This window comes from Acidovorax sp. GW821-FHT10E04 (assembly GCF_059415185.1).
Genome location: NZ_JBWKMT010000001.1, coordinates 720801 through 745426, shown reverse-complemented (window position 1 = coordinate 745426; position 24626 = coordinate 720801). Strand labels below are relative to the sequence as shown.

The following is a 24626-nucleotide window of genomic DNA, read 5'->3' as shown; positions in this document are numbered from 1 at the left end:
CTCATCTCCCCATTTGTTGCCATGACCGCTCACCCTGTTTCCACCGCATCCGCCCCCACCGGAATGCAGCCCGTGTACCTGGACGATCTGGCCGTGGGCGACCAGTTCAGAAGCGGCGAACACGCCATGGACGAGGCGCAGATCAAGGCCTTTGCCGCCCAGTTCGACCCGCAGCCCTTTCACATGGACGATGCCGCCGCCCGCGCCACGCTGTTCGGCGGTCTGGCCGCAAGCGGCTGGCATACGGCGTCCGTGACCATGCGCCTGCAGGTCACCACCGGCCTGCCGATCGCGGGCGGCATCATCGGCGCGGGCGCCGAGGTGAGCTGGCCCCGGCCCACGCGCGCCACCGACGTGCTACACGTGGTGAGCGAGGTGCTGGAGATCCAGCCCTCCAAATCCAGGCCCGACCGTGGCATGGTCACCGTGCGCAGCGAAACCCGCAACCAGCACGGCGATGTGCTGCAGCTGTCCACCGTGCGCATCGTGGTGCCGCGCAGGCCTGCGGCCGATGGGGCAGGGGCCTGATGTGACCGAACCCCTGAACCCACGCACCCGCATGCTGCTGGAGGCGCCGATCGCGCCCACGCTGCTGCGGCTGGCGGCGCCCAATGTGCTGGTCATGCTGGCGCAGGCGGGCGTCGGGCTGATCGAGACCTACTTTGTCGGCAAGCTGGGCACCGATGCGCTGGCGGGCATGGCCCTGGTGTTCCCGGTGGTCATGCTGATGCAGATGACCTCGGCCGGCGCCATGGGCGGCGGCATCGCGTCGGCCATCGCCCGCGCCCTGGGCGCCCGGCGGCGGGACGATGCCGATGCGCTGGTGCTGCATGCGCTCGCCATTGCGGCGGTGTTTTCGCTGGTCTTTACCGTGGGCGTGGTGGGAGGAGGGCGCTGGCTCTACACCCGCATGGGCGGCACGGGCGGCGCGCTGGATGCCGCGCTGGTCTATTCCAACTGGGTGTTCGCGGGCGCGTTTCTGGTGTGGCTGTTCAACACCCTGTCGGCCGTGATCCGGGGTACCGGCAACATGGCCGTGCCGGCCTATGTCACGGTGCTGGGCGCCTTCGTGCTGGTGCCGTTGTCGCCACTGTTCATCTTTGGCTGGGGCCCCATGCCCGGCCTGGGCATCGCTGGCGGGGCCATCGCGCTGATGGCGTACTACCTGATTGGCAGCGCGGTGCTGGCAGCCTACCTGTGGTCGCCGCGCAGCCTGCTGCGGCCATCGTTGGCGCACATCCGGTTCCACTGGACTCTGTTCAAGGACATCCTGCGGGTCGGGCTGGTGGGCACCGTCTCCACCGTCGCCACCAACCTGGCGATCGGCGTCACCACGGCGCTGGTGGGCGGCTTCGGCACGGCGGCCATCGCGGGCTACGGCACCGCGTCGCGCCTGGAATACCTGCTGGTGCCCTTGGTCTTCGGCCTGGGTGCGCCGCTGGTGGCCATGGTGGGCACCTGCATTGGCGCGGGCCAGCGTGAGCGGGCCTTGCGCGCCACCTGGATCGGTGCCGGCATGGCATTTGTGATGGCCGAGGCGATTGGCTTGTGGGCGGCTGCGTTTCCCAACGCGTGGCTGTCCTTGTTCAACAGCGATCAGGCCATGCTGGAGGCCGGCGCGCTGTATCTGCGCACCGTCGGCCCGGTGTACGGCTTTTTCGGCCTGGGCCTGGTGCTGTACTTTGCCTCGCAAGGGGCAGGGCGCCTGCTCTGGCCCGTCATCGGCAACATCACGCGCCTGGCGGTGGCGGTGACGGGCGGCTGGCTGGCGCTGCGCTGGGGCGGCGGCTTGGCGGCGGTGTTCGCCGCACAGGGCGTGGCGCTGGTGCTGTATGGCGTGGTCAACGCCTGGGCGATTGCAGGCGGCGCCTGGTTCGGCCCGGTCGGCTGGCCGCGCAGCATGGCGGGCCTGCTGCGGCGCATGCCGCAGGCTTGAAAATTGAATAAAAATAGCCGACAGCGCTTGTACATCAAGCGCAGACAGCTATCAATTCAATAGTAATTCGGCGCGTCAGACCGGAACGGTGTAGTTCAGCGTCATACGCCCGCCATCCACGGTCACGATCTCGCCGGTCACATAGCTGGCGGCATCGCTGGCCAGCCAGGCCACCACATCGGCAATCTCCGATGGCTCGCCCAGCCGCTTCATGGGGGTGCGGCTCATGATCTTCTGCTTGGCCTCGTCGCTGGTCAGCACGGCCTTGGCGGCCAACTCGGTGGCGATCGTGCCGGGGGCGACGGCGTTCACGCGAATATTCTTGTCGGCCAGCGCCAGGGCCATCACGCGCGTGAGCTGGTTCACGCCGCCTTTGCTCACGTTGTAGCTGGCGATATTGGGGATGGCCAGCACGCCGTTGACCGAGCTCATGTTGACGATGGTGCCGCCGCCCGAGACCACCATGGCGCGCGCGACGGCCTGTGCGACAAGAAACGAGCCTTTCAGGTTGACCCGCAGCACGGCATCGAAATCGGCCTCGGTCACGTCCAGAAAATCCGCCGCGCGAAAGATGCCCGCGTTGTTCACCAGCACGTCGATGCGCCCGTGGGCCGCCAGGGTCCGGGCCACCAGCGCATCCACCTGCGCCTTGTCGCCCACATCGCAGCGCACATACAGCGCGCCCAGTTCCTGCGCCAGCGCCTGGCCGCGCGCATCGTCCACATCCGCGACGACCGTTTTGGCGCCCTCGGCGGCAAACCGCCGCACGCAGGCCTCGCCAATGCCCTGGGCGCCGCCAGTGACGATGCAGACACGGCCCTGGTGGCCGAAGTGGATGGAAGAAGACGGAGTGGATGGGGTCGTGGTGGGGAGGGTCATGGAGAGGGATGGTAGCGGCTGATGGCGGCACGGATCTGGCGGGGTTTGGTGGTTCCCTTATGATTTTATACGATGTATATTATGTTAAATAACAAATATCATTGAGCGCGCTTGAGTTCGAGCATCCCTTCGCGGCACGCTCTGCGCAACCCCGCGCTCTCCTTGGATGAAAGATCCCGGATGACCGCCCGGGCCAGCTACGGCGTGCGGTTGACGGTCAGCCAATACGACCCGGCCTGACAGACCACATCCGCCATCTCGTCAAAGTCCATGGGCTTGACCACATAGCTGTTGACCCCCAGGTCATAGGACAGTGTCAGGTCCCGCTCTTCCTGGGACGACGTCAGTATCACCACGGGAATGCGGCGCGTGCGCTGGTCCTCCTTGATGGCGCGCAGCACCTCCATGCCATCCACCCGCGGCATCTTCAGATCCAGCAGCACCAGCTTCGGGCTGGTTTCATCGTGCTGTTGCGAATACTCGCCAAGCCGAAACAGGTAGTTGATGGCCTGTTCGCCATCCTTGACCCACAGCATCTTGTTGGCAAATCCCCGCTTCTTCAGGGCGCGGATCGCCAGCTCCGCGTCGTTGGGACTGTCCTCTACCAGGAGGATGTCGATTTCTTCAAACAGCTCCATCGCGGCTCTCCCGTGGGACAGTGAAATAAAACGTCGCGCCTTCGCCCAGGTTGCCATCGGCCCAGACGCGGCCTCCGTGGCGGTGGACTATCCGCTGGACCAAGGCGAGACCTACGCCCGTTCCCGGAAATTCGCTGGTGTCGTGCAGGCGCTGAAAAACGCCGAACAGCTTGGCCTTGTACTTTGGATTGAATCCGGCACCATTGTCACGCACAAAGAAAATGTGTTCCTGATCGTCCGTGATGGCACCGATTTCAATGCGTGGATTTTCCTGTTTCGAGCTGAATTTGAGGGCGTTCGACAACAGATTGGTCCACACCTGTCCGAGGAGCACGCGGTCTCCCGTCGCCACGGGCATGGCGCCGATGTGAAGCTGGACGCGGCTGAAATCCTCGCGCTCCTTGAGCGCATTCCAGGTGGCCAGCACCAGCACCCCCATCTCCACGTCACTCACCTTGAGCGCACGCCGCCCCAGCCGAGAAAAGGCGAGCAGGTCGTCGATGAGCACGCCCATGCGCCGCCCCTCGTTCTGGATGATCTGGATTTTCCGCCGGGCCTCGTCGTCCAGGTTCGCGCCGTGGTCTTCCATCAGCGCCTCGGAGAAGCCAACGATCCACCGCAGGGGCGCGCGCAGGTCATGCGACACCGAGTAGCTGAAGCTCTCCAGTTCCTGGTTGGCGGTTTCCAGCTGCAAGGTGCGCTGGGACACCCGCTGTTCCAGCTCCGCGTTGAGCTGGCGCACGTCCTGGTCGGCGCGCCGGCGCTCCTGCGCTTCGCGCTCCAGGGCCTTGTTGGCCGTTTCCAGGTCTTCGGCGCGCCGGCCGATCTCCGACAGCATGTCGTTGAACGCATCCGCCAGATAGCCCAGCTCGTCCTTCGTCGTCTTCTGCACGCGCAGTGAAAAGTCCTTGCGCTCCGTCACCTGGCGCGCCACGTTCGTGACGGCGAGGATGGGCTTGGTCAGGGCCGACTGAAGCCATGCCGACATGCCTGCCGCCACCAGCAGGCTCAGCCCCATGACGCTCGCGAGGATGCCCAGGTAGCCCCGAAACCGTTGCGCCAGTTCGTAGTCCGCGCTCATGTAGACCGTTCCGACGATCTCCTTGTTTTCGAGAATCCGCTTGAAAACGACCAGTTCGCCGTCTTGCAGTCGCACGCCGTCGGCTTCGGGCAATGCAGGGACCTTGTGCTCGGCATGGGCACCCGCACCGCGGTACTGGGCCACCATCTTTCCGCGGGCGTTGTAAATGGCGGCTGCCCGGATCTGGCGCCGGGTTTCCAGCAGGGACAGGTTTTCCTCCGCGGATTTGTGGTCGTCAAACGCCAGGGCGGGGCCTGTCGCGCGCCCCAGGATTTCGGCCTGCGTCAGCAGGTCACTGGTCACGTTCTGCTTGTAGGCCTGGAGTTCATACAGGGCGAGCGCGGTTCCCGCCACCGACAGCGACACGAAGGTTGCCGCGAGCATCGCCAACGCGAACTTGTGGCGCAGCGAGCGTGCTATGGCGTTGAGCATCTAGCGCCCTTCGGCGTGGACTCTCTGGGCCACCGCGAGCAAGCGGGAGCTGAGGCGCAGCCCGCTTTTTTCCACGGGCGCCAGCGCAACCTCGAAACGCACATGGCGATCCACCAGCAGAAAATTGATCATGCCGCCCAGCGCAAGGCCTGCGGGCTCCTCGGTGACTACCAGGATGGGCTGCGCCTGCAATGTGCCCCGCACGGGTTTCAGGCGGGCGGCGTCCCCCTTGCCCACAAACAGGATCGCCACGTCCTCCAGCGGGTCTCCGGCCTTGAGCCGGCTCACCACGATGCTGCGCGAATGGATCTTGCGCCCCTGGACGATCTGCACCAGTTCATCTGCAATGGGATCGGCCCCCAGCACGCCGATCGTGAATGGCGTCTCCACGCTGCCCAGAAAGCCTTCGGGCCAATCCACATACCCGGCAAACTTGTACAGGAACGCGGCCTTGATCTGCGACTCGTCGTTCGGCCAGTCCGGCTGGGCGGCGCAGGGCCCGCAGGCCAGGCCGACCAGGAGCACCCACAGCGCCACCCCTCGCCCCAGCCGCCACGGCGATCTCCAGGTGTTCACAGAGACCACCTGACTCGCAACGCCACGTTGCGCGGAATTTCCCTGCGGTTCAGTGCCGCATTGAATTCCGGGTGGGATCCGTCGAACAGGTTCTGGCCCACGATCGACAGTTCAACGCCAGGCCGCACCGTCCAGCCAAAACGCAGATCGACGGCCGTGTACGCAGGCACGGCGGGGTCCGGCAAGGCCCCTACCCTGCGCACGATGACATCGAGCTCCTGGCGGTGGGGCAGATTGAGCCCGGCACGCAGCATCCACTGGTGGCGGGGATCATTGCCCAGCGCGCGGGGCCCCTCGGGGTCCGAGCTGCCCGGCCGGACCCGAAGGTTCTTGCGCAGCAAGGACAGCCCGCCCGCAAGGCGCAGATGGCGTGCCGCATGCCATTCACCCCAGGCTTCCAGGCCCCAGGTCTTTCCCTCGATCATGTTCTGCACCTGTGCCCCGGGAGGACGCTGACCGCTGCGCAATTTGTCCCAATGGTGCTGAAAGGCCGTGACGGAGTAGGAGAGCGAGGCCGAGGGCTGGGAGCGGTAGCCCAGCTCCAGCACCTTGGCGATTTCCGACTGGAAATCCGGGCCTCCGGCGATCAGAAATGGGGGGGTCGGGGGCAGGCGTATGTCGCGGTCCAGGCGTGCCGGGGCCCGTACCGCCCGCGACACGGCGCCCCACCAGAGCTGCTGCGGGCTCGGTTTCCATTCGAAGCGCGCACTCGGAAGCGACTCCGTCCCCGTGAAGTCATTCTTCTCCAGTTTGGTGCCAAGCGTCAGGTTGAGGCGGTCGGTCAGCTTGAATTCATCCTGCACAAACACATTGGCCCAGCGCAGCGAAGCTGCTGCCGGCGTGAATCCAAATATCACGCCAGGGCGGATGTCGTCCCGGGCCTGCCTGTATCCCCCGCCCCACAGCAGCCGGTGGGCTCCCAGGGGCACGCCATGCTGGAACTCCACATCCAGAACCCGTTGCCGCGGCTGGTAGAGGAAGGCATCCTTGCGGTCCGTATAGTCGTAGTAGGCCTGCAGGCGAACGTCCTGCCCTGCCGGAAGTTTTCGCGTCAAGCGCCCAAGAACGTTGCCCCCCGACGCCTCGACCCGCCCCAGGTCAAAGCGGCCAAACAGGCCGCGGCTGTCGGTGGCCCCAGCGTATACGTCGCCCTGAAAGGTCAGTTCGCTGCCGTTGTCCACCCAGTCCGCGCGCCATCCCATTTGCCCGCGCGAACGTCCATCCGTTACCGCGGCACTTCCGGTCTGTACCACGGGCCGGGTCGCGTCGCCCTTGGCGTAGACACGGAACGTCCCCCCTCCTCCCAGCACGCCGCCATATCGGAACGATGCGTCCCGGCCCTGGTTGCCGGCACCCACGGCGACAAGCCCGCCCTGGGTGCTGGCGGAGGATTTCGTGATCACGTTGATCACGCCATTGACGGCGTTGGCGCCCCACAAGGTACCTCCCGGTCCACTGATGACCTCTATCCGGTCAACGTCTTCCAGCATGACGTCCTGCTGGTCCCAGAACACCCCGGAGAAAAACGGCGTGTAGACCGTGCGGCCGTCGATCAACACCAGCAGCTTGTTGCCAATGGCATTGTTGAAACCGCGCGCGCTGATCGCGTACTGGCTCGCGTCCAGGCGGGCCACCTGGAGATTGGGCGCCAACCGCAATGCCTCGGGCAGCGTGGAGGCGCCGGAGCGGCGGATGCTGTCGGAGGTGATCACAAAGATGGCGGCGGAAGCATCCCCGAGGAACTCGGGGTGCCGGGCCGCGGAGGTGATCTGGATGCTTGCCAGTTCTTCCAGTGAGAGTTCGGCAAGCGCGGAGGCTTTGTTATCCTGGGCCTGGATCGGCGACAGGGACAGGGCCAGCAATCCTGCCAAGCATGCTCTGGGTTGAATCACCGCCTGCCTCCCCGGGTTTGTGGATGCCAAGCCGTCAGCGCCGACTTGGAAACAATGGTAGGTTGAAAACCGGGTATTGCCTACCGTTCAACGGCGGCCGCGCACGCGAACCGCGCAAATTAAGAATCTCTTGATACCTGGGGTGCAGCCCCCTAGACTCGTCTCCACACGGCAGTGTTCCACAGGGGTGTCCCTGTGGCAGGAGGAATATTTGCAAGTGGTCCCCTTGAATATCCTGATGGTCGAGGATGAGCCCAACGACGCGGAACTCGTAGCGCACGCGTTGCGGCGCGCGGCGTTCAACTTCACGAGCCGCCGCGCGGACACCGAGGAGCGGCTGCGCCATGAGCTGCGGGTGGATGTGCCGGACATCATCCTGTCCGACTTCAGCATGCCGCGCTTCAGTGGCCTCGATGCCCTGTCGGTGGCCAGGGAGGTGTGTCCGGACGTCCCGTTCATCTTCGTGTCGGGAACCATCGGGGAAGAGAACGCCATCAATGCCCTCAAGAGCGGGGCGACGGACTACATCCTCAAGCATGACCTGGGGCGGCTGGCCCCCGCGGTCCGCCGCGCCCTCAATGACGCCCTGTCGGCACGCGAGCAAAAGCGCACGCAGGAGGCGCTAAGGCACAGCGAATTGCGGTTTCGGCTGGCGGCCTCCACCGGCGATGTGTGGGACTGGAATGTCGACACGGGCATCGCGCAAATCTCCGCGCAATGGAAATTTCGCCTGGGCTACCAGGACCATGAAATAGAAAATACCGCGGCGGCGTGGCTGGGCCTGCTGGAGCCGTCCGACCGCCAGATGGTGCTGGACGCTTTCGCTGCCCACATCAGGCAGCAGGTTCCCTACGACGTCGAATACCGGGCACTCGCCAAGGATGGCTCCTACCGCTGGTCGCATGCCAAAGGGCAAGCCGTCTGGGATGAAAGCGGCAAGGCAACCTATATGGCGGGCTCCGTGGTGGACATCACCGAGCGCAAGAATGCGGAGCTCAAGGTCAAGCGTCTCAACAGGATCTATGCGGTATTGAGCAGCATCAACTCGCTGATCGTGCGGACGCAGGATCGCAAAGAGCTGTTTCACGAGGCCTGCCAGATCGCCGTCAATGCAGGGGGTTTTCGCCTGGCCTGGATCGGCATCGCTGACATGGAAGAGCAGCATGTGGCCGCGGCGGCCTGGGCAGGGGCCGGAGAAGATTACATCGAGCACATTCCCATGGGGCTGAATGTTCTCGAACGTGAGAACCACGGCCTGGTGGGCGAATGCGTCGGGAGCTCGGAAACCATCCTGGTTCAGGACGTCAGAACCGACCCGAGAATTGTCTTGAGGGATGAGGCAATCAACAGGGGATTTCAGAGCTTTGGCCTGTTCCCGCTGTCGGTCAACAAGAAAGTCATCGGACTGATGGCACTGTATTCGTCCGAGAGAGATTTCTTTGATGATGCCGAAATCCAGCTTCTGCAAGAACTGGCCTCTGACATTGCCTTCTCGCTGGACCATCTTGAAAAATCCGAGCGGCTCAATTACCTGGCCTACTACGATGCACTGACGGGGCTTCCCAATAGAAGCCTGTTGCAGGACCGCCTGGACCAGCTGATTCAAGGCGCCGCCAGCACTGCGGAGGACGCGGCGTGTGTGGCCTTGGTCTGGATGAACATCGACCGGTTCAAGAATATCAACGATACCCTGGGCAGGCATGCGGGAGACGCGGTGATCCAGGCGGTGGCCAGGCGGCTGGTGGAAGCCCTGGGCTCCAACGACAAGATTGCCAGAATGGGTGCCGATCATTTCGGCATCATTGCGACCTATCGCAGTGTTCCCGCGGAAATAGCGCATCTTTTGTCGGAAAAGATATTCCCCTTGATGGACCGTCCGTTCGTTGTGGAGGCGAAAGAGCTGTACCTGACTTTTCGCACAGGCATATCCCTCTATCCGGACGATGGGCGGGAGGCGGACATGCTGTTTGCGCATGCGGAAGCCGCATCGCGCGAGGCCGGTGCGGCCAAGGGACGGTATCAGTTCTATACCGCCTCGATGAATACCCGTGTGCACAGCCAGCTGAGCATAGAAAGCAAGCTGCACAGGGCCTTGGAGAACGACGAGTTCGTTCTGCACTACCAGCCCAAGGTCGCGCTCCTTGACGGAAAAATCACCGGCATGGAGGCACTCATTCGCTGGAATGACCCCGAGTCAGGATTGGTTCCACCTTCGGTTTTCATTCCCATCCTCGAAGAAACGGGAATGATCATCGATGTCGGCCAATGGGTTCTGGAAAGAGCCATTCGCGACCATGACAAGTGGCGCAGCCAAGGATTGACACCTCCAAGGATCGCCGTGAATGTTTCAGCCGTCCAGATGCGGCGGTCCGATTTCTCGAAGATCCTCGGCCTTTGCCTGAAAGGCAGCAAGGGCGGTGAAGTCCCCATCGATATCGAGATCACGGAAAGCCTCTTCATGGAGGATATTGACGTGAACATCCAGCGCCTCCACGACATCCGTGAAATGGGTGTCCGCCTGGCGATCGATGATTTTGGGACGGGCTATTCTTCGCTGGCCTATCTGAAGCGGTTTCCCATCGATTATTTGAAAATCGACCAGAGTTTCGTCAAAGAGGTCATCTACGACCCCGATGCCGCTGCGATCTGCACTGCGATCATCGACCTGGCCCACAATCTCAAGCTCAAGGTCATTGCCGAAGGCGTGGAAACAGAGGCGCAAATGAGCTATCTGCATCGCAAGAAGTGCGATGAAATCCAGGGGTACTATTTCAGCAGGCCGGTACCTGCCGAGGATTTTGGACGCCTGCTGGCCGATGGCGTCACCCTCAGGATTCCCGAAAAATCCGCAGAACCCCCCAAGAGAATTCTGATCGTGGACGATGAACCAGGAATACTGGCTTCGATGCGGCGTCTGTTGCGGCGTGATGGGTATGAAATATTGACCGCCAACAGTGCAAAAGATGGTTTCGACATCCTGGCGCAACAAGAAGTGCAGGTCATTCTTTCAGACCAGCGCATGCCCGAGATGTCTGGAACGGAATTTCTCTCCCGGGCCCGGGAGCTTTACCCCGAAACCATCCGGATTGTTCTTTCCGGGTATACCGATCTGGAATCCATTTCGGACGCGATCAACCGAGGCGCCATCTATAAATTTCTGACGAAGCCCTGGGACGACGATCTGCTGCGGGAAAATATCCGCGAAGCATTCAGGCACCATGACGCTGCCCAGCGCAAAGGCGCTTGAATGGCGCAAACCGCCCCGGGGATTTTGAAGGCCCAGGGCTGTGAGGCCGCGGTCCTTAGCTGTCCGGCCCCAGGACTTCTCCATTCGGCCCCCATGTCACATGGGTCAGTCCCGGCTCCAGAGCCTCCAATCGGCGGCGTTCCAGTTCCGTGGCGCTGAGTTGGCCAAACTCGTGACGCCCGACATCGGCCAGATCGTTCTCGTGGCGAAGCTGATCGGCCCGCTCCAGGGCCGAGCGCACATGCCCGAGAAGGTCTTTCTCATCCCAAGGTTTCAGCAGGTAGCGGAAGACTTCCGCATCATTGACCGCCCGCATCAGGTTTTCCGAATCTGACGATGCGCTCAGCACCATCCGCACCGCCCTGGGCTGAATGGTCCGCACGAGGCTCAGAAACTCCACGCCGGTCATCAGGGGCATCCGGTAGTCCGAAATCACCACATCGAAAACGGCCTCTCTCAGCTTGGCCAATGCCACTTCCGGTTCCACCGTTTCTTCAATGCGCAGATCAGCCCCGAGTCCCGCTCGCAGGCTCCGCTTTATCGCCGCCAGGACATGGGGCTCGTCATCCAGTAGGAGAATTCTCTGCATGCCTGAGTCCTTCGTATTACGGTTTGATCGGCAGGATCATTTCAATACCGTCCCGTCCCTCGCGCAACCTCAGCCGCTTGATCAGCTCGGCCGTCAGCACGTGGTCCGCCGCGAGCAGCACGGCGCCTTCGGTGGACAGGAGGTCCCGCGCCAAGATCATTCCCGGCCGCAGCTGTACGGTGCGCAACATGCGCGGGGGCGTTTCCGCGCCGGGCGCAGCCTTCAGCAGCATTTGCAGGAAGACATCGACGACTTCGGGGTGGAACTGGGTCCCCCTGCCCCGCGCGATCATCGACCTGGCATCCGCGGCATTCAAGGGCGTGGAGCTGAGGTGGCCGATTTGCAGGTCGTCATACGTGTCCGCCACGGCGAGAATGCACGCGCCCATGGGAATCATCTCCCCCACCAGGCCATCCGGATAGCCCAGGCCGTCGTGCCGCTCATGGTGGCTTCGGATGATGTTGGCCACCGCCTGCATGTCGTCAAGCGCCATGAGCGCCTGCTCCCCGAGCACGGCGTGACGGCGGTACTGGACGGTTTCTTCCTCGGATAGCTTGGGAACAGGCCGGGCCAGCAGGGTATCGGGCAAGGCGATCTGGCCGATGTCGTGCATCAAGCCGGCGATGAACGCGTCCTGCTGGTCCGCCTCGCTCATGTTCATGGCGCGCGCGGTGCGGCGGGCCAGGTCCGCCACGCGCCGTGAATGGCCGGAGAGCTGCCCTCCCCTCCACTCCATCAGGTTGGAGAACACCTTGATGGAAGTGAGGTAGTTTTTCTTGATCTTCTGGCTCAGCTGGAGCAACTCACCGGTGCGTGCAGCAACCTTTTCCTCCAGGGTCTCATTGAGCTCCATCAATGCCTGGTTCTTGGACCTGAGAAGTGCCTCCAGGCGGTCCTTCTCATGCTCCAGGGCATGGCGCTCGAACACCTGGTGGGCCGTCGCAAGCACTTCCCCGTCATCCCAGGGCTTGGTGATGTACCGATAGACTTCACCGCTGTTGATGGCCGCGATGGTGGATCCGATGTCCGCGTACCCCGTCAACAGGATTCGCGTCGTTCGGGGCCAGCGCTGGCGCACCTGTTCCAGCAACTGGGCGCCGCTCATTCCTGGCATCCGCATGTCGGAGAAGATCAGGTCCGCGGGTTCCTGCTCCATCTGGGCAATCGCCTCGGCACCGCTGGTGGCGGTCGTTACCTGGTATCCACTGCCCCGGAACAGGCGCTTGAGCGAAGCCACGATGTTGGGCTCGTCGTCCACGCACAGAATTCGCCAGACGCGTGCATCCTCCCGCGATTGGCCGACCTCCGGAGACAAGGTTGGAAGGGCGGCCGTGACGTCGATATCGGAGTTCACCCCTTACGCCTCCGCTGCGTGGCGTATCGGCAGCGTGACGCGAAAGCGCGTCCCGACACCCGGTTCGCTGAAGACATCGATGCTTCCCAGGTGCTTCTTGACGATTCCGTACGAAAGCGAAAGGCCCAGCCCGGTGCCCTTGCCGACCGCCTTGGTGGTGAAGAACGGATCGAAGATGCGCCCCAGATTCTCCTTGGCGATGCCCTCGCCCGTGTCCTGGATCTCCACCCACACCCGTGAGTCGTCGGCGCCGGTGAGGATGGTGATGGTGCCCCTGTCCGCCTGGATGGCATGGGCGGCATTGACCAGGAGGTTCATGAAGACCTGGTTGAGTTCGGAGGGGAGGCACTCGATGTCGGGAAGCTCCCCATATGCCTTGACAACGTCCGCCTTGTATTTGATTTCGTTATTGACGATGTTCAGGGTGGAATCGATGCCGTGGTGCAGATCGGCCAGCACCCACTTCTGGGAGGTGTCCACCCTCGAGAAATCCTTGAGGTTCTGAACGATGTTGCGCACGCGGGTAATGCCGTCTTTCGATTCCGCCATCAAGGAGGGAATGTCTTCCTTCAGGAAATCCAGCTCTATTTTTTCGCGCAATGCCTTGAGGCGCACCGCCACCGGGGTATCACCGAGCGCAGACTCCGCCTCTTCATAGGCCGCGAGCATCTGGAACAGGTCGCTCAGATAGCGCTCCAGGGTGCCGAAATTGGAGAATATGAATCCAATGGGGTTGTTGATTTCGTGGGCGACACCCGCGGCCAGCTGCCCGATGGATGCCATCCTTTCCGACTGCATCAGCTTGTCCTGCGCATCCGAGAGCTTTGCATTGAGCTGCGTCAACTCTTCGTTGGATCGCAGCAGCTCCTTGACCCTGTCTTCCGTGGTGTCAGGGGAGGACACGGCCGACGGCGTGTCCACGGTGCTTTCGCGAAGTAGTGGGTCGTGAGAATTCATGTAGGGCACCTCTTTCAGGCCAGGAGTGCGTGGCAGACAACCTCATGCTGCTCTGCCACCGCATCGAAAACTGCCATGTAGTCACCGTCGTCCAGTGCCAGTCTGCCCCAGGCATCCAAGGCCAGCAAGGGCACCATATCGTTTTCCTTGTGAGAAAGATCCAGGCCGTGCGCAATGTTGTCGGCGACATGCACGAGGTCCGTCAGGCACAGGCGGCTGGCAGGCGGCGGGCGGTGGTGGCATGAAATGGCCGCAACAATCTCCGGCGCAAAATGCCAATGCTCCGCGATCACCCCGCCGACCTCGGCATGGTCAACACCAAAATAGTGGCGCTCCGCGGCATGCATCAGGCAATCGTGTTCCAGCTGGTAAGCAATGGCCTGGGCATACTCGTCCTCGTAGGAGCTCACGAGCACCAGCCGCCCGATGTCATGCACCAGCCCCAGGGTGAACGCCGCATCCTCGTCCAATCGCGTGCGCTGCGCCAAGGCTCTGGCGGTGAGTGCCGTGCCGATCGCATGGCGCCAGAACGCATCAAAGTCGAACCCTTGGCAGCGGGAGTTCGCAAAACCGCCCACCAATCCCGCGGCCGTGGCCACGCTGCGCAGGGTGCGAAGCCCGAGAATCGCGGTGGCCTCTGCGATGGAGGTGACCTGGCGAGGAAGGCCATAGAAGGAAGAGTTCGCCAGCCGAAGCGTCTTGGCGGCGATGGCCTGGTCGTGCGATATCTTCACGGCCAGCTGTTCGGCGGAAACATGGCTGTCCCCAAAAGACTGGATCAGTTCCAGCACCACCGCGGGAAGCGCCGGCAGCTCATGGACACTGCGCAATATGGCATCTGCAGTGAGCTGCTTCATGGTGTCTCCGCGGAGCGATATCGCAGGATCAGATGAAACAGCGGATTGAGCTGGCCGGCCCTCATGGCAGGCCGGAACAGATGCAGCAGGCGTTTTTCCGTATGTGCCTGCTGTGTGGCTGGATCCAGCTTGTCGACAATGCCCGAAACACCTTCCGGCGGATTGACGAAGACGGTGTCGATTCCCCGCTGCTGCAGGCTGTTCAGGATCCCGCGCGTGATGGGCGTCCCCGCCGGGAGCAGAAGCTGTCCGTGCGCGTCCAGCACCGGCTGGGCCAGGAGCATCCCCTCCGGGGTCCATTCAATCGAGGTGGAAAGAGCTTGCATGGGAGTCCGTAGGTGTCAGGCCGCGCTGCTGGGAACCAGGACCAGCAGCCGCCCCCGTGAATGATTTTCCCCTCCCACCGATCTGCACACCACGCGAAACGCCCCGCCGGCAACCTGGACATCGTGGTAGCTCTGGTCCGCGAAATGCCATACCTTGCGAAGATCCTCCGGCAGGACCTGCTCCGCGTCCTGCCCGAGCAAAGCCGCCGTGGTGCCAAAGAGCGCTTCGGCATCCGCGTTCACAAACGCCACCATGCCTTCCAGGTCGATCCCGATGACGGCGGCCGGAATATTGTCCAGCACCTCCCGCGCAACGCTCAGGCTACTCTCTTCACGGTGGATCTGCTCCCGCTGGTTCGCCAGCAGCTGTTGCAGGCGGTCATTGACCGCGCTGAGCTCCTCGTTGGCACTGAGCACCGCATTGGCCAGGCGCCGATTCTCATCCGCCATCTCCTTTTGGGAGAACGCTTCCGCGACGTGGTTGCGAAGCCTCTCGTCATCCCAGGGCTTGGTGAGGAACTTGTAGATGGCCCCTTCATTGATGGCATCCGTGATGGATTGCAGTTCGGTATAGCCGGACAGAACCATGCGGATGGTGTCGGGATACAGCTCCTTGGCCCGGCGCAGAAACTCCACCCCCGTCATGCCGGGCATGCGTTGATCCGAAACGATCACGTCCACCGAATTCTCGGCCATCCGCTGCAAGCCCTGCGCACCGCTGTTGGCGGTCACGATGTGATAGCCATCGCGGCGCAACAACCTGCGCAGCGCCGAAACGATGCTGTCCTCGTCATCGACCAGCAGCAGCGTGCGCCGGTGGGTGCGGCGCAGCAGCAGGTGCTCCGGCAGTGCCTGGCCTTTGCTCAGCAACGCGCTCATGTCGTCGGCGCAGACGGGGCCGCTGAAGTAGAAGCCCTGCATCTGGTCGCAGCGGTTGGCGATGAGCAGCGCCAGTTGGCCTTCGGTTTCCACGCCTTCCGCCAACACCTTCATCTGCAGACTGTGCGCCATGTTGATGATGGCGCGCGTGATGGATACGTCCTGCGATGCCGCCGTGACGTCGTGGACGAACGAACGGTCCACCTTCACGACATCGATGGGCAGTGTGCGCAGGTAGCTCAGGCTGGAATAGCCCGTCCCGAAATCATCGAGCGAGATCTCGATGCCCAGCGCCTTCAGGTCGCCCAGAATCCGCGCGATGCGCGTGCTCTCGCCCATCAGGGCGCCTTCGGTGATCTCCAGTCCCAGCAACCGGGGATCAAGGCCGGTTTCAATGAGCACCTTTTGTATCCGCTGGACCAGATCAGGCTGCTGGAGCTGGCGGGCCGAGAGGTTGACGGCAATCCGGAAGCTGGCGTGCCCGGCACGCTGCCACTCCAGCGCCTGGCGGCAGGCAGCGCGAAGCACCCATTCGCCGATGGGCACGATAAGGCCGGTTTCCTCGGCGACGCGTATATAGCTGGACCTGGGTATCAGGGTGCCGTCAGGGGAGTTCCACTCCAGGAAGGCCTCGGCGCCAATGACGGTTCCACTGACCAGTTCCAGCTTGGGCTGATAGTGCAGATCAAGCTCATTGCGCTCCAGGGCCCGGCGCAGCCCGGACTCCATGGCGAGCCTGGAGATGGCCTTGGAGTGCATGCCGGAGCTGAACACGCAGATCTGGTTCTTGCCCAGTTCATGGGCACGGTACATGGCCGCCTGAGCCTGCTGAAGCAGCTTTTCCGGGTCCTCGCCGTGCGCCGGGTACAGGGATATTCCGATGTCGCACGTCACCTTGATTTCGTTGTCGCCAATCGCGACGGGCAGCGACAGCGCATCCACCAGCGAGGCCGCGACGGTGCGCGCCAACTGCTCGTCCACATTGCCCTCGCGCGCCAGCACCAGCGAAAACTCGCCACTGCCAAAGTGCGCCAGCAGGTCATCCTCGAACGCCTGGGGTTGCAGCCGCGTTCCCACCTCCATGAGCAGCTGGTCCCCTGCCGCGTAGCCCAGCGATTCACTCACGAGCTTGAGCCGGTCGATCTCCACGCTCAGGACGGCAATCTGCCGCCCTTCCCGCGCCGCCTCGCGCATCCTCGTATCAAGATACTCCGTCAACGCGCTGCGGTTGGGCAATCCGGTCACTTCATCCGTGTTCGCAAGCTTGTCCAGCCGCTGCTCCGCCGCGCGCTGCAGCGTGATGTCCTGCAGGAGCGTGACCGTCCTGACCACCCGGCCCTCGTCGTCGGCGTCGGCCAGCACGCGGTGCAGCACCGTGCGCAAACTGCCGTCCGAATGAACGATGCGGTGCTGGAACTCGCAGACATCGTCAGGTGACACGCCTTCGCTGATCGCCTGCACATACGGCCGTTCCACAGCGGGAACCCGGGCCAGCAGCCAGTCCTTTCCGGCCGGAGCGTCCGTCTGGGGGATTCCGAAGATGGCGTGCATGCCGGACGACAGGGTGACGGTGCCTGACACCAGATCCATCTCGGCGGAGCCGATGCGGGCGAGTTCCTCGGCATTGCTGAACAACTGAGCGCGTTGCTGCGCGTAGCGGGTCGCCGTTCGAATGGCGCTGACATCGTGCAGCGTGACCAGATCCGCCGCTTCCTCCCCCAGAAAGATCCGCACGCCCCATACCTGGGCATTGAACTTCTCGCCGTTCTTTCGCAGGCATTCGATCTCATAGGCTTTGCCGGGGACTCCGGCGACCCGCGCATTGGCCTGCTCGCGCACCATGTCCCGGTGCTCCGGCGCGCACAGCAGCATGGGATCCATGCTTTCCAGCATTTCCTCCTTGGTGTAGCCGAAAAGCTCCACGAGCTTGGGGTTCACGAAGAGGAATCTGCCCTTGCGAATCACAAATACGGCCGCTTGCACCTGCTCCACCAGCCGCTGGTAGTCGGCATCGGACAGATGAACCTCCGTGTCGAAGGGGGTGCCTTCGACTGTATGGGTACTCATTGCAGAAAGCCTTTGCCGCCGGGGAAAGGGACGCAACCGAGTTCGTTCAACGGCGTCGGGTATTTGCGACTCAAAGGGGGACCCTCGACTCTGAAATTGGCCATGCGTTGCGAAGAATGAAGCGAGGCCGGCCGTGAGCCGGATGCTTCCTCATTGATCAGTGCCCAAGGGCCGCAGTAGCCCGCTGCGGCGCACAAGGCTTGCTGGCAACTTTACCCATCTCGTTGCCGCTTGTCACGATATTGCGATCAATGCACCACGAGGGTATTCCCAGCAACGCGAAGGCGCTTTGCGCGGAGAATATGTGCCGGTGCCGCGGCCCCTTGCACACCATTTTTTGCGCCGGACGCGGTAGGCGCCCGTCAACCCGGCGGGATGGAGGGAGCCCCTGGCGGGGCGGCGCAGAATTGCTCGAACAGCACGTCCAAGACCGCCAGGGCCTGCGGACTGGCGATCTCATAGTAGATGTGTTTCCCTTCCCGGCGCGTGTTCACCAGGCGTTCTTCGCGCAGTACGCCCAGTTGCTGGGACAGGGTCGGCTGGGAAACGCCCACCAGTGCTTCCAGCTCCCCCACCCTTTTCTCGCCTTGCGTGAGCTGGCACAAGAGGAGAAGGCGGTCGGGGTTGGACAGCACTTTCATCAGGCGGCAGGCAGCGTCGGAGGCGCGGCGAAGTCGGTCGAGGTCGCTCGCGGTGTCGATGGGCATGGTCATCGCTGTGGTTTCGATTCAGGTGTTATGGGTTGCGAGGGAACAAGTCTGCGCCAGCGCGGGACATCATCGCCGGCCCGGGTTTCAGCAGCGCCTTCGGATTTTGATGCTTCAGAGCGCGCCTTCAGCCCGGCAGCCTCGCGGGCGGCGGGTGCAGCGCGCACCGCGGCCGCTCAAAAACGATACCTCACACTGAAACAACAGGCACCGGTCACAAATCAGTTTACATTTTGAGCGACGGTCTGTAAGACTGTTGCAAAAAAGGGGGTCGACATGCTCTCCAGGTTTTCGGCGGCACGTTGCGTTGCCTGCTGGGTGAAAGTGGCGGTTCTGGTCGGATTCGCGCTGGCAGGGCCCGCAACCCATGCGCTGGACAAGCCCGCGGGTCCCGTGGTCCTCACCATCGAGGGGGCGATCAGCCAGGCGAACAACGGTTCGCAGGCCCAGTTCGACATGGCGATGCTGGAAAAGCTGCCCCAGCACAGCTTCTCCACCCAGACGCCGTGGTATCCCAGCGCGGTCTCCTTCACCGGCCCGCTCCTGCGGGATGTCCTGGCGGCGGTCGGGGCGAAGGGGACGAGCATCACGGCCGTGGCGCTGAACGACTACAAGACGGAGATTCCCGTGGATGACGCCACGCGCCACGACGTGATCATCGCCCGCCTCATGAACAACCGCCCCATGCGCGTGCGCGAGAAAGGCCCGCTTTTCATCGTCTACCCGTTCGATACCAAGGCGGAATTGCGCAGCGAGCTGTACTACAACCGCGCGGCCTGGCAGCTGAACGTGCTGCGCATCCGCTAGCGCCTGGGCCCTTGATCCCCAGCACCACGCCATGCTGCGCAGCAAACACCTTCTGCGGCTGATCATTGCGGGCCTGGTGGTGGCGTATGTGGCGATCGCCGGCGTGCAGTACCACCAGTACCGCAGCGTGGAAGCGGTCATGCGCCGGGGTGACGTCAACGCGCTGTGGTCGTTCCTGCAGCTCAGTGTCGAATACGAGAAGCTCGACCACGCGCTGCACCATTTCGAGATCGATCCCGCCAGCATGCCCCCCGACCGCCTGGAGCTGCGCTACGACCTGTTCCTGAGCCGTTTCAGCGCACTGGAGAGCGGTACCGCCCGCACCCTGATGCAGGGAGAGCCCATCTACGGCAACGCCCTCGACGCATTGCAGAACTTTGTCGCCGCGGGAGACAGCCATTTTGGACAGAGCGTCGACGCGGCCTCCCGCCACGCGAACATGAAGCTCTTGCGGGTGGAGCTGAACAGGCTTCGCGACATCATCCAGGAACTGTCGCTGCAGGCATCGCGCATCTCGGCCCTGCTGGGCGACCGGCGCAATGCGGAAGTGAAGCGCCAGACACTGCTGACCACCGGGTTGACGGCATTCCAGGCCATCCTGACCTTCCTGCTCGCGTTCGCGATGGCCCGGCAGTTTCTCAAGCGCGAAAAGGCCAGATCCCTCGCCCTGGCAGCACAGGCCGAACTGGTGGACGCCCTCAGGCGCAACGAGGAGGCGCTGGAAGCCCGCGTGGCCCAGCGCACGGAGCAGCTGCAGCAGGTCAACGCGGCATTGCGGGAACACGAAGATGAACTGGTGGTGGCCCAGGCCAAGGCCGAGGATGCATCGCGCATGAAATCCGACTTCCTGGCCAACATGAGCCATGAGATCCGCACGCCCATGAACGCCGTGATTGGCATGAGCCATCTGGCCCTGGGAACGGAGCTGACCGCACGCCAGCGCGACTACATCGAGAAGATCCAGCGGTCGGGCCAGCACCTGCTGGGCCTGATCAACGACATCCTGGATTTCAGCAAGATCGAGGCGGGCAAGCTCGAGGTCGAGGTGGTGGATTTCGACCTGCATGGCGTGCTCGACAACGTGGCCAACCTGCTGAGCGACAAATGCGCCGCCAAGGGCCTGGAGCTGATGTTCGACGTGGACTCGCACCTGCCCGCCGACCTGCGGGGAGATCCGCTGCGGCTAGGGCAGATCCTCGTCAACTACGCCAACAATGCGGTCAAGTTCACGGACGAGGGCGAGATCATCGTGCGGGTCCGCGAGGCGGCGCGGGATACCCAGGGCGTGCTGCTGCGCTTCGAGGTGCAGGACACCGGCATTGGCCTCACCGAGGAACAGCAATCAAGGCTGTTTCGCTCTTTCGAGCAGGCCGACACTTCCACCACGCGAAAGTACGGCGGTACCGGGCTGGGGCTGGCCATCTCCAAGAAGCTGGCCGGCCTGATGGGCGGGGACGTGGGCGTGCAAAGCCTGCCCGGCCGGGGCAGCACGTTCTGGTTCACGGCGCGGCTCGGCCTGGGAGACTCCACCCAGCGCCCGCTGCTGCCGGAGCCCGACCTGCGCGGGCGCCGGGTGCTGGTGGTGGACGACAGCGAACAGGCGCGGCAGATCCTCGCGGAGCTGCTGTCCAGCATGAGTTTTTCGGTGACACTCGCCAGCTCAGGGGCCCAGGCCGTGGAACTGGCACGCGCCGCCGGCGAGGCCGGGCGGCCCTGTGAAATCGCCTTTCTGGACTGGAAAATGCCCGGCATGGACGGGTTCGAAACCGCCCGCCAGCTCGCACGGCTGCCCCACCCTCCCCGCCCCGTCATCGTCACCGCGCATGGCCGCGACGATGTGCTGGACGAACTCACCCGCACGGGCGTCGGGCTGATGCTGACCAAGCCGGTGAACCCATCACAGCTGTTCGATGCCGCCATGCGGGCATTGGGCGGAACACAACGGGTGGACGAAGCGCGGCGCATGCTGCCCCCGGCGCGGGGCGCAGGCCTGGACTCGATCCGGGGTGCGCGCGTGCTGCTGGTGGATGACAACGACCTGAACCAGCAGGTGGGCCGTGAACTGCTGGCCAGTGCCGGGCTGGTGGTGGATGCGGCCGCCAACGGCCAGGAAGCGCTCGACATGCTGGCCCGCGGCGCCTACGACATCGTGCTCATGGACATGCAGATGCCGGTGATGGACGGCCTCACGGCCACCCGCCGGCTGCGTGAGAACCCAGCCTGGGCGCGCCTGCCCGTGCTGGCGATGACGGCCAACGCAATGAGTGGCGACCGCGAACAGTGCCTGGACGCCGGCATGAACGGCCACATCGCCAAGCCCATCGACCCGGAGGCCCTGTTTGCCGCGCTGCGGCAGTGGATTGCACTGCCCCACACGGGGGGCACCGGCGATGCAGCGCTTGCAGCGCGGCCCACGGCGGATGCGCCCGCCGCGGCAATGGCGCCGGCAGCCGACCCCCTGGCACACATCGAAGGCCTCCATACGGCCGCCGGGCTGCGGCGGGTGCTGGGCAAACGCGCCGCCTACGAAAGCCTGCTGCGCAAGTTCGTGGTTGGCCAGGCCCACGCCGTGCAGGAGACGCGCGCCCATCTGGCGGAAGGCCAGCCGCAGGCGGCTCGGCGCGCCATACACACGCTGAAAGGCTCGGCAGGCACCATTGGCGCGGTGGGCCTGGCCGAACTGGCGCATGCCGCGGAACAGGCCATCGCGCAGAACGCGCAGGCCGGCCCCCTGGAGGCCCTGCTGCAGCCGGTGGAAGCCGCCTGCCAGACGCTGGTGACGGCCCTGCAGGAAGCCCTGCCCCCCGAGCCCGACGCCGCCACCAGCGCGGCCGCCGCGCCCCCTGGGTCACCGCACGCGCCCATGGATGCGGCGCACGCCCGCGACCTCCTGGCACGCCTGGACGCCTTGCTGGCGGACAGCGACTCGGAAGCCGTGGAGCTGTTCAGGGACTCCGGCCCCAGCCTGCAGGCCCGGCTGGGGCCCGCCACCTATGCCGACATGAAGCGGCTGCTGGACAACTATCTCTTCGCCGACGCACTCGCGGTGCTGCGCCAGGCGTGGATTCCCGACGCACGACACACGGAGGACCCAGTTCATGAATAGTCCATTGGAATCAAGCGGCGGCAAATGCACGGTGCTGGTGGTGGATGACACGCCCGGCAATCTCTCCTTGATGAGCGACCTCCTGCGGCCGGACTACAAGGTCAAGCTGGCCCCCAGCGGCGAGCGCGCGCTGCAGATCGTGGCGGCCGAAAAACCCGACCTGATCCTGCTGGACATCATGATGCCGGACATGGACGGCTACGAGGTGCTGCGGCGCCTGCAGTTCAACCCCGACACCGAGGCCATCCCGGTGATTTTCCTCACGGCCATGAGCGCCACCGACGACGAGACGGTGGGACTGGAGCTGGGCGCCGTGGACTACATCACCAAGCCCGTCAACCCCGCCATCACCATGGCCCGGGTGCGCAACCATCTGCAGCTCAAGCGCGCGCGGGACCTGCTGGCCCACCACAACCACTTTCTGGAGCAGGAGGTGGCCAACCGCACGCGTGCCCTGGCCGAACTGCAGGACGCCACCATCCGTGCCATGGCATCGCTGGCGGAAACGCGCGACAACGAGACAGGCAACCACATCCGGCGCACGCAACACTATGTGGAAGCGCTGGCCCGCAAGCTGCAAAACCACCCGCGCTTTCGCGATGAGCTCACGGAGGATGCCATCGAGGTGATCTTCAAGTCCGCCCCCCTGCACGACATCGGCAAGGTGGGCATACCCGACCGCATCCTGCTCAAGCCGGGCAAGCTCACGCCCGAAGAATTCGAGATCATGAAGACCCACACCACGCTGGGGCGCGACGCCATCGTGGCGGCCGAAAGCGAAACCACGCAGGACAACCCCTTCTTCCGCTACGCCAAGGAGATCGCCTACAGCCACCAGGAAAAGTGGGACGGCTCAGGCTATCCCGAGGGGCTGGTGGGCAACACCATTCCCCTGTCGGCACGGCTGATGGCGGTGGCCGACGTGTATGACGCGCTCATCTCCGAGCGGGTCTACAAGCCCGCCTACTCCCACGAGCACGCGGTCGAGATCATCCGCGACGGCCGGGGCAGCCACTTCGATCCCGACATGGTGGACGCCTTCCTGTCGCTCTCCGAGGAGTTCCGGCGCATTGCCCAGCGTTTCGCCGACGGAGAGCACGCGCTGCAGGCCCAGATCGACCGCATGGCCAGCGACCTGACCGAGGAAGACCGCCTGGTGCCAGGCGGCCAGGGCGCCTAGCCGCAGATGCCCTCTTCATGCGGGTGGTGGCAAGGAGATTGCACGCTGCCACCGTCCTCCTGCGCTGCCACCGCCGCCGTCCGGTGGCCGTCCAGTCCCAGCTTGGCGAGCAGCCGCACGTCGGCATCCACATCCGGGTTGCCCGTCACCAGCAGCTTGTCGCCATAGAAGATCGAATTGGCCCCGGCCAGGAAACACAGTGCCTGCACGGCTTCGCCCATCTGCTGGCGCCCCGCGGACAGGCGCACGCGGGCCTTGGGCATGGTGATGCGGGCGACGGCGATCATGCGCACGAAGTCTAGCGGGTCGATGGGCTCGCTGTCGGCCAGCGGCGTGCCCGGCACGCGAACCAGGCTGTTGATGGGCACGGACTCGGGGTACGGGCTGAGGTTGGCCAGCTGCGCGATGAGCCCCGCGCGGTGCACGGGCGCCTCGCCCATGCCCACGATGCCGCCGCAGCACACGCTGATGCCCGCGCTGCGCACGTGCTGCAGGGTGTCGAGCCGATCCTGGTAGGCGCGGGTGCTGACCACGTCGGTGTAGTACTCGGGCGCGGTGTCGAGGTTGTGGTTGTAGTAGTCCAGGCCCGCATCCTTGAGCGCCTGCGCCTGGTGCGATTCGAGCATGCCCAGCGTGGCGCAGGTCTGCAGGCCCAGGCCCTTCACGGCGCCGATCAGGGCGCTGACCTTCTCGATGTCCCGGTCCTTCGGGGCGCGCCATGCCGCACCCATGCAGAACCGCGTGGCGCCGGCGTCCTTCGCGGCCTGGGCAGCCCGCACCACCTCGTCCACCTCCATCAGCTTGTCGGCCTTCACACCGGTGTCGAACTCGGCGGCCTGCGGGCAGTAGCCACAGTTCTCGGGGCAGCCTCCGGTCTTCACCGACAGCAGCGTGGCCAGTTCGATGTCTCCCTCGGGCCAGTGCTGGCGATGCACCGTCTGCGCTTCGAAAAGAAGGTCCATCAGCGGCCTGTCGAGCAGCGCCTGGATGGCGTCCACGCTCCAGGGGCCTTGCGGCGCTGGCGGCGCGGGCCGGCGATGCAGCTGAACGGTCTGGGTGGCCGCGGTGGCGGAGGTCATGGAAGTCATGGCGATCGGTTCCCTTCAAGTCATCTGC

General features: G+C 64.1%; 19 protein-coding genes. 6 read left to right on the top strand and 13 right to left on the bottom strand.

The window, feature by feature from the left end; translation table 11 throughout:
• Positions 1 to 21: 21 nt before the first annotated feature.
• Both AC07OC_RS03370 and AC07OC_RS03365 read left to right on the top strand, forming a co-directional pair.
• Positions 22 to 528: a MaoC family dehydratase gene (locus AC07OC_RS03370; RefSeq protein WP_218338579.1), complete on the top strand. Its 507-nt coding sequence runs from the start codon at positions 22 to 24 to the stop codon at positions 526 to 528.
• Positions 512 to 1936, top strand: coding sequence for an MATE family efflux transporter (locus tag AC07OC_RS03365; RefSeq protein ID WP_494600375.1), 1425 nt, complete (start codon positions 512 to 514; stop codon positions 1934 to 1936). The genes AC07OC_RS03370 and AC07OC_RS03365 overlap by 17 nt, the downstream gene beginning before the upstream one ends.
• Positions 1937 to 2011: 75 nt before the next feature.
• On the opposite strand, the gene AC07OC_RS03360 is transcribed toward AC07OC_RS03365, so the two are convergent.
• The 5 genes from AC07OC_RS03360 to AC07OC_RS03340 form a co-directional block, all read right to left on the bottom strand.
• Entirely contained in the window at positions 2012 to 2815 is an 804-nt protein-coding gene (locus AC07OC_RS03360) for an SDR family NAD(P)-dependent oxidoreductase (RefSeq protein WP_218338577.1), read from the bottom strand.
• A gap of 197 nt (positions 2816 to 3012) precedes the next feature.
• Positions 3013 to 3453 (bottom strand): response regulator, encoded by a 441-nt coding sequence (locus tag AC07OC_RS03355; protein ID WP_218338576.1) that lies wholly within the window; start codon positions 3451 to 3453, stop codon positions 3013 to 3015.
• On the bottom strand, positions 3440 to 4966 hold the full coding sequence (locus AC07OC_RS03350; RefSeq protein ID WP_494600374.1) for a sensor histidine kinase, YfiR-like protein-associated: 1527 nt from the start codon (positions 4964 to 4966) through the stop codon (positions 3440 to 3442). The genes AC07OC_RS03355 and AC07OC_RS03350 overlap by 14 nt, the downstream gene beginning before the upstream one ends.
• A complete protein-coding gene (locus AC07OC_RS03345) occupies positions 4967 to 5542 on the bottom strand; it encodes a TOL_0243 family YfiR-like periplasmic protein (protein ID WP_218338574.1) in 576 nt (191 codons plus the stop codon).
• Positions 5539 to 7413 (bottom strand): TOL_0244 family TonB-dependent receptor, encoded by a 1875-nt coding sequence (locus tag AC07OC_RS03340; RefSeq protein ID WP_218338573.1) that lies wholly within the window; start codon positions 7411 to 7413, stop codon positions 5539 to 5541. Before AC07OC_RS03340 ends, AC07OC_RS03345 begins: the two co-directional genes overlap by 4 nt.
• 247 nt (positions 7414 to 7660) lie before the next feature.
• On the opposite strand from AC07OC_RS03340, the gene AC07OC_RS03335 reads away from it, so the two are divergent.
• Entirely contained in the window at positions 7661 to 10681 is a 3021-nt protein-coding gene (locus AC07OC_RS03335; RefSeq protein ID WP_218338572.1) for an EAL domain-containing protein, read from the top strand.
• A gap of 55 nt (positions 10682 to 10736) precedes the next feature.
• On the opposite strand, the gene AC07OC_RS03330 is transcribed toward AC07OC_RS03335, so the two are convergent.
• From AC07OC_RS03330 to AC07OC_RS03300, 7 genes are all read right to left on the bottom strand, one after another.
• Entirely contained in the window at positions 10737 to 11270 is a 534-nt protein-coding gene (locus AC07OC_RS03330; RefSeq protein ID WP_218295004.1) for a response regulator, read from the bottom strand.
• Positions 11271 to 11286: 16 nt separating this feature from the next.
• On the bottom strand, positions 11287 to 12624 hold the full coding sequence (gene nosR, locus AC07OC_RS03325; protein ID WP_218338571.1) for a response regulator c-di-GMP phosphodiesterase, NosR family: 1338 nt from the start codon (positions 12622 to 12624) through the stop codon (positions 11287 to 11289).
• Between the two features lie 3 nt (positions 12625 to 12627).
• Positions 12628 to 13581: an ATP-binding protein gene (locus AC07OC_RS03320; protein WP_218338570.1), complete on the bottom strand. Its 954-nt coding sequence runs from the start codon at positions 13579 to 13581 to the stop codon at positions 12628 to 12630.
• Positions 13582 to 13595: 14 nt separating this feature from the next.
• Positions 13596 to 14438, bottom strand: a complete 843-nt coding sequence (locus AC07OC_RS03315) for an HDOD domain-containing protein (RefSeq protein WP_218338569.1) — start codon at positions 14436 to 14438, stop codon at positions 13596 to 13598.
• Entirely contained in the window at positions 14435 to 14764 is a 330-nt protein-coding gene (locus AC07OC_RS03310; RefSeq protein WP_218338568.1) for a hypothetical protein, read from the bottom strand. The genes AC07OC_RS03315 and AC07OC_RS03310 overlap by 4 nt, the downstream gene beginning before the upstream one ends.
• A gap of 15 nt (positions 14765 to 14779) precedes the next feature.
• The gene (locus AC07OC_RS03305) at positions 14780 to 17746 is read right to left on the bottom strand and encodes an EAL domain-containing protein (protein ID WP_218338567.1); all 2967 of its coding nucleotides are present in this window, start codon (positions 17744 to 17746) and stop codon (positions 14780 to 14782) included.
• Between the two features lie 326 nt (positions 17747 to 18072).
• Positions 18073 to 18417 carry an ArsR/SmtB family transcription factor gene (locus AC07OC_RS03300; protein ID WP_218295000.1) on the bottom strand — a complete coding sequence of 115 codons (345 nt, stop codon included), beginning with the start codon at positions 18415 to 18417 and terminating at the stop codon, positions 18073 to 18075.
• 276 nt (positions 18418 to 18693) lie between these two features.
• Here AC07OC_RS03300 and AC07OC_RS03295 point away from each other — a divergent pair, with 276 nt between their 5' ends.
• Genes AC07OC_RS03295 through AC07OC_RS03285 form a run of 3 tightly spaced genes read left to right on the top strand, consistent with a single transcriptional unit; the run spans position 18694 to position 23510 of the window.
• Entirely contained in the window at positions 18694 to 19224 is a 531-nt protein-coding gene (locus tag AC07OC_RS03295; protein WP_255590777.1) for a putative pterin-binding protein, read from the top strand.
• A 31-nt stretch (positions 19225 to 19255) separates the two neighbouring features.
• The gene (locus AC07OC_RS03290) at positions 19256 to 22330 is read left to right on the top strand and encodes a hybrid sensor histidine kinase/response regulator (protein WP_218338566.1); all 3075 of its coding nucleotides are present in this window, start codon (positions 19256 to 19258) and stop codon (positions 22328 to 22330) included.
• Complete coding sequence (locus AC07OC_RS03285) at positions 22323 to 23510, top strand: response regulator (protein ID WP_218294998.1); 1188 nt, start codon at positions 22323 to 22325, stop codon at positions 23508 to 23510. The genes AC07OC_RS03290 and AC07OC_RS03285 overlap by 8 nt, the downstream gene beginning before the upstream one ends.
• Here the strand turns inward: AC07OC_RS03285 and bioB are convergent.
• Complete coding sequence (gene bioB / locus AC07OC_RS03280; protein WP_218338565.1) at positions 23507 to 24598, bottom strand: biotin synthase BioB; 1092 nt, start codon at positions 24596 to 24598, stop codon at positions 23507 to 23509. The genes AC07OC_RS03285 and bioB overlap by 4 nt on opposite strands.
• Positions 24599 to 24626 lie beyond the last annotated feature (28 nt).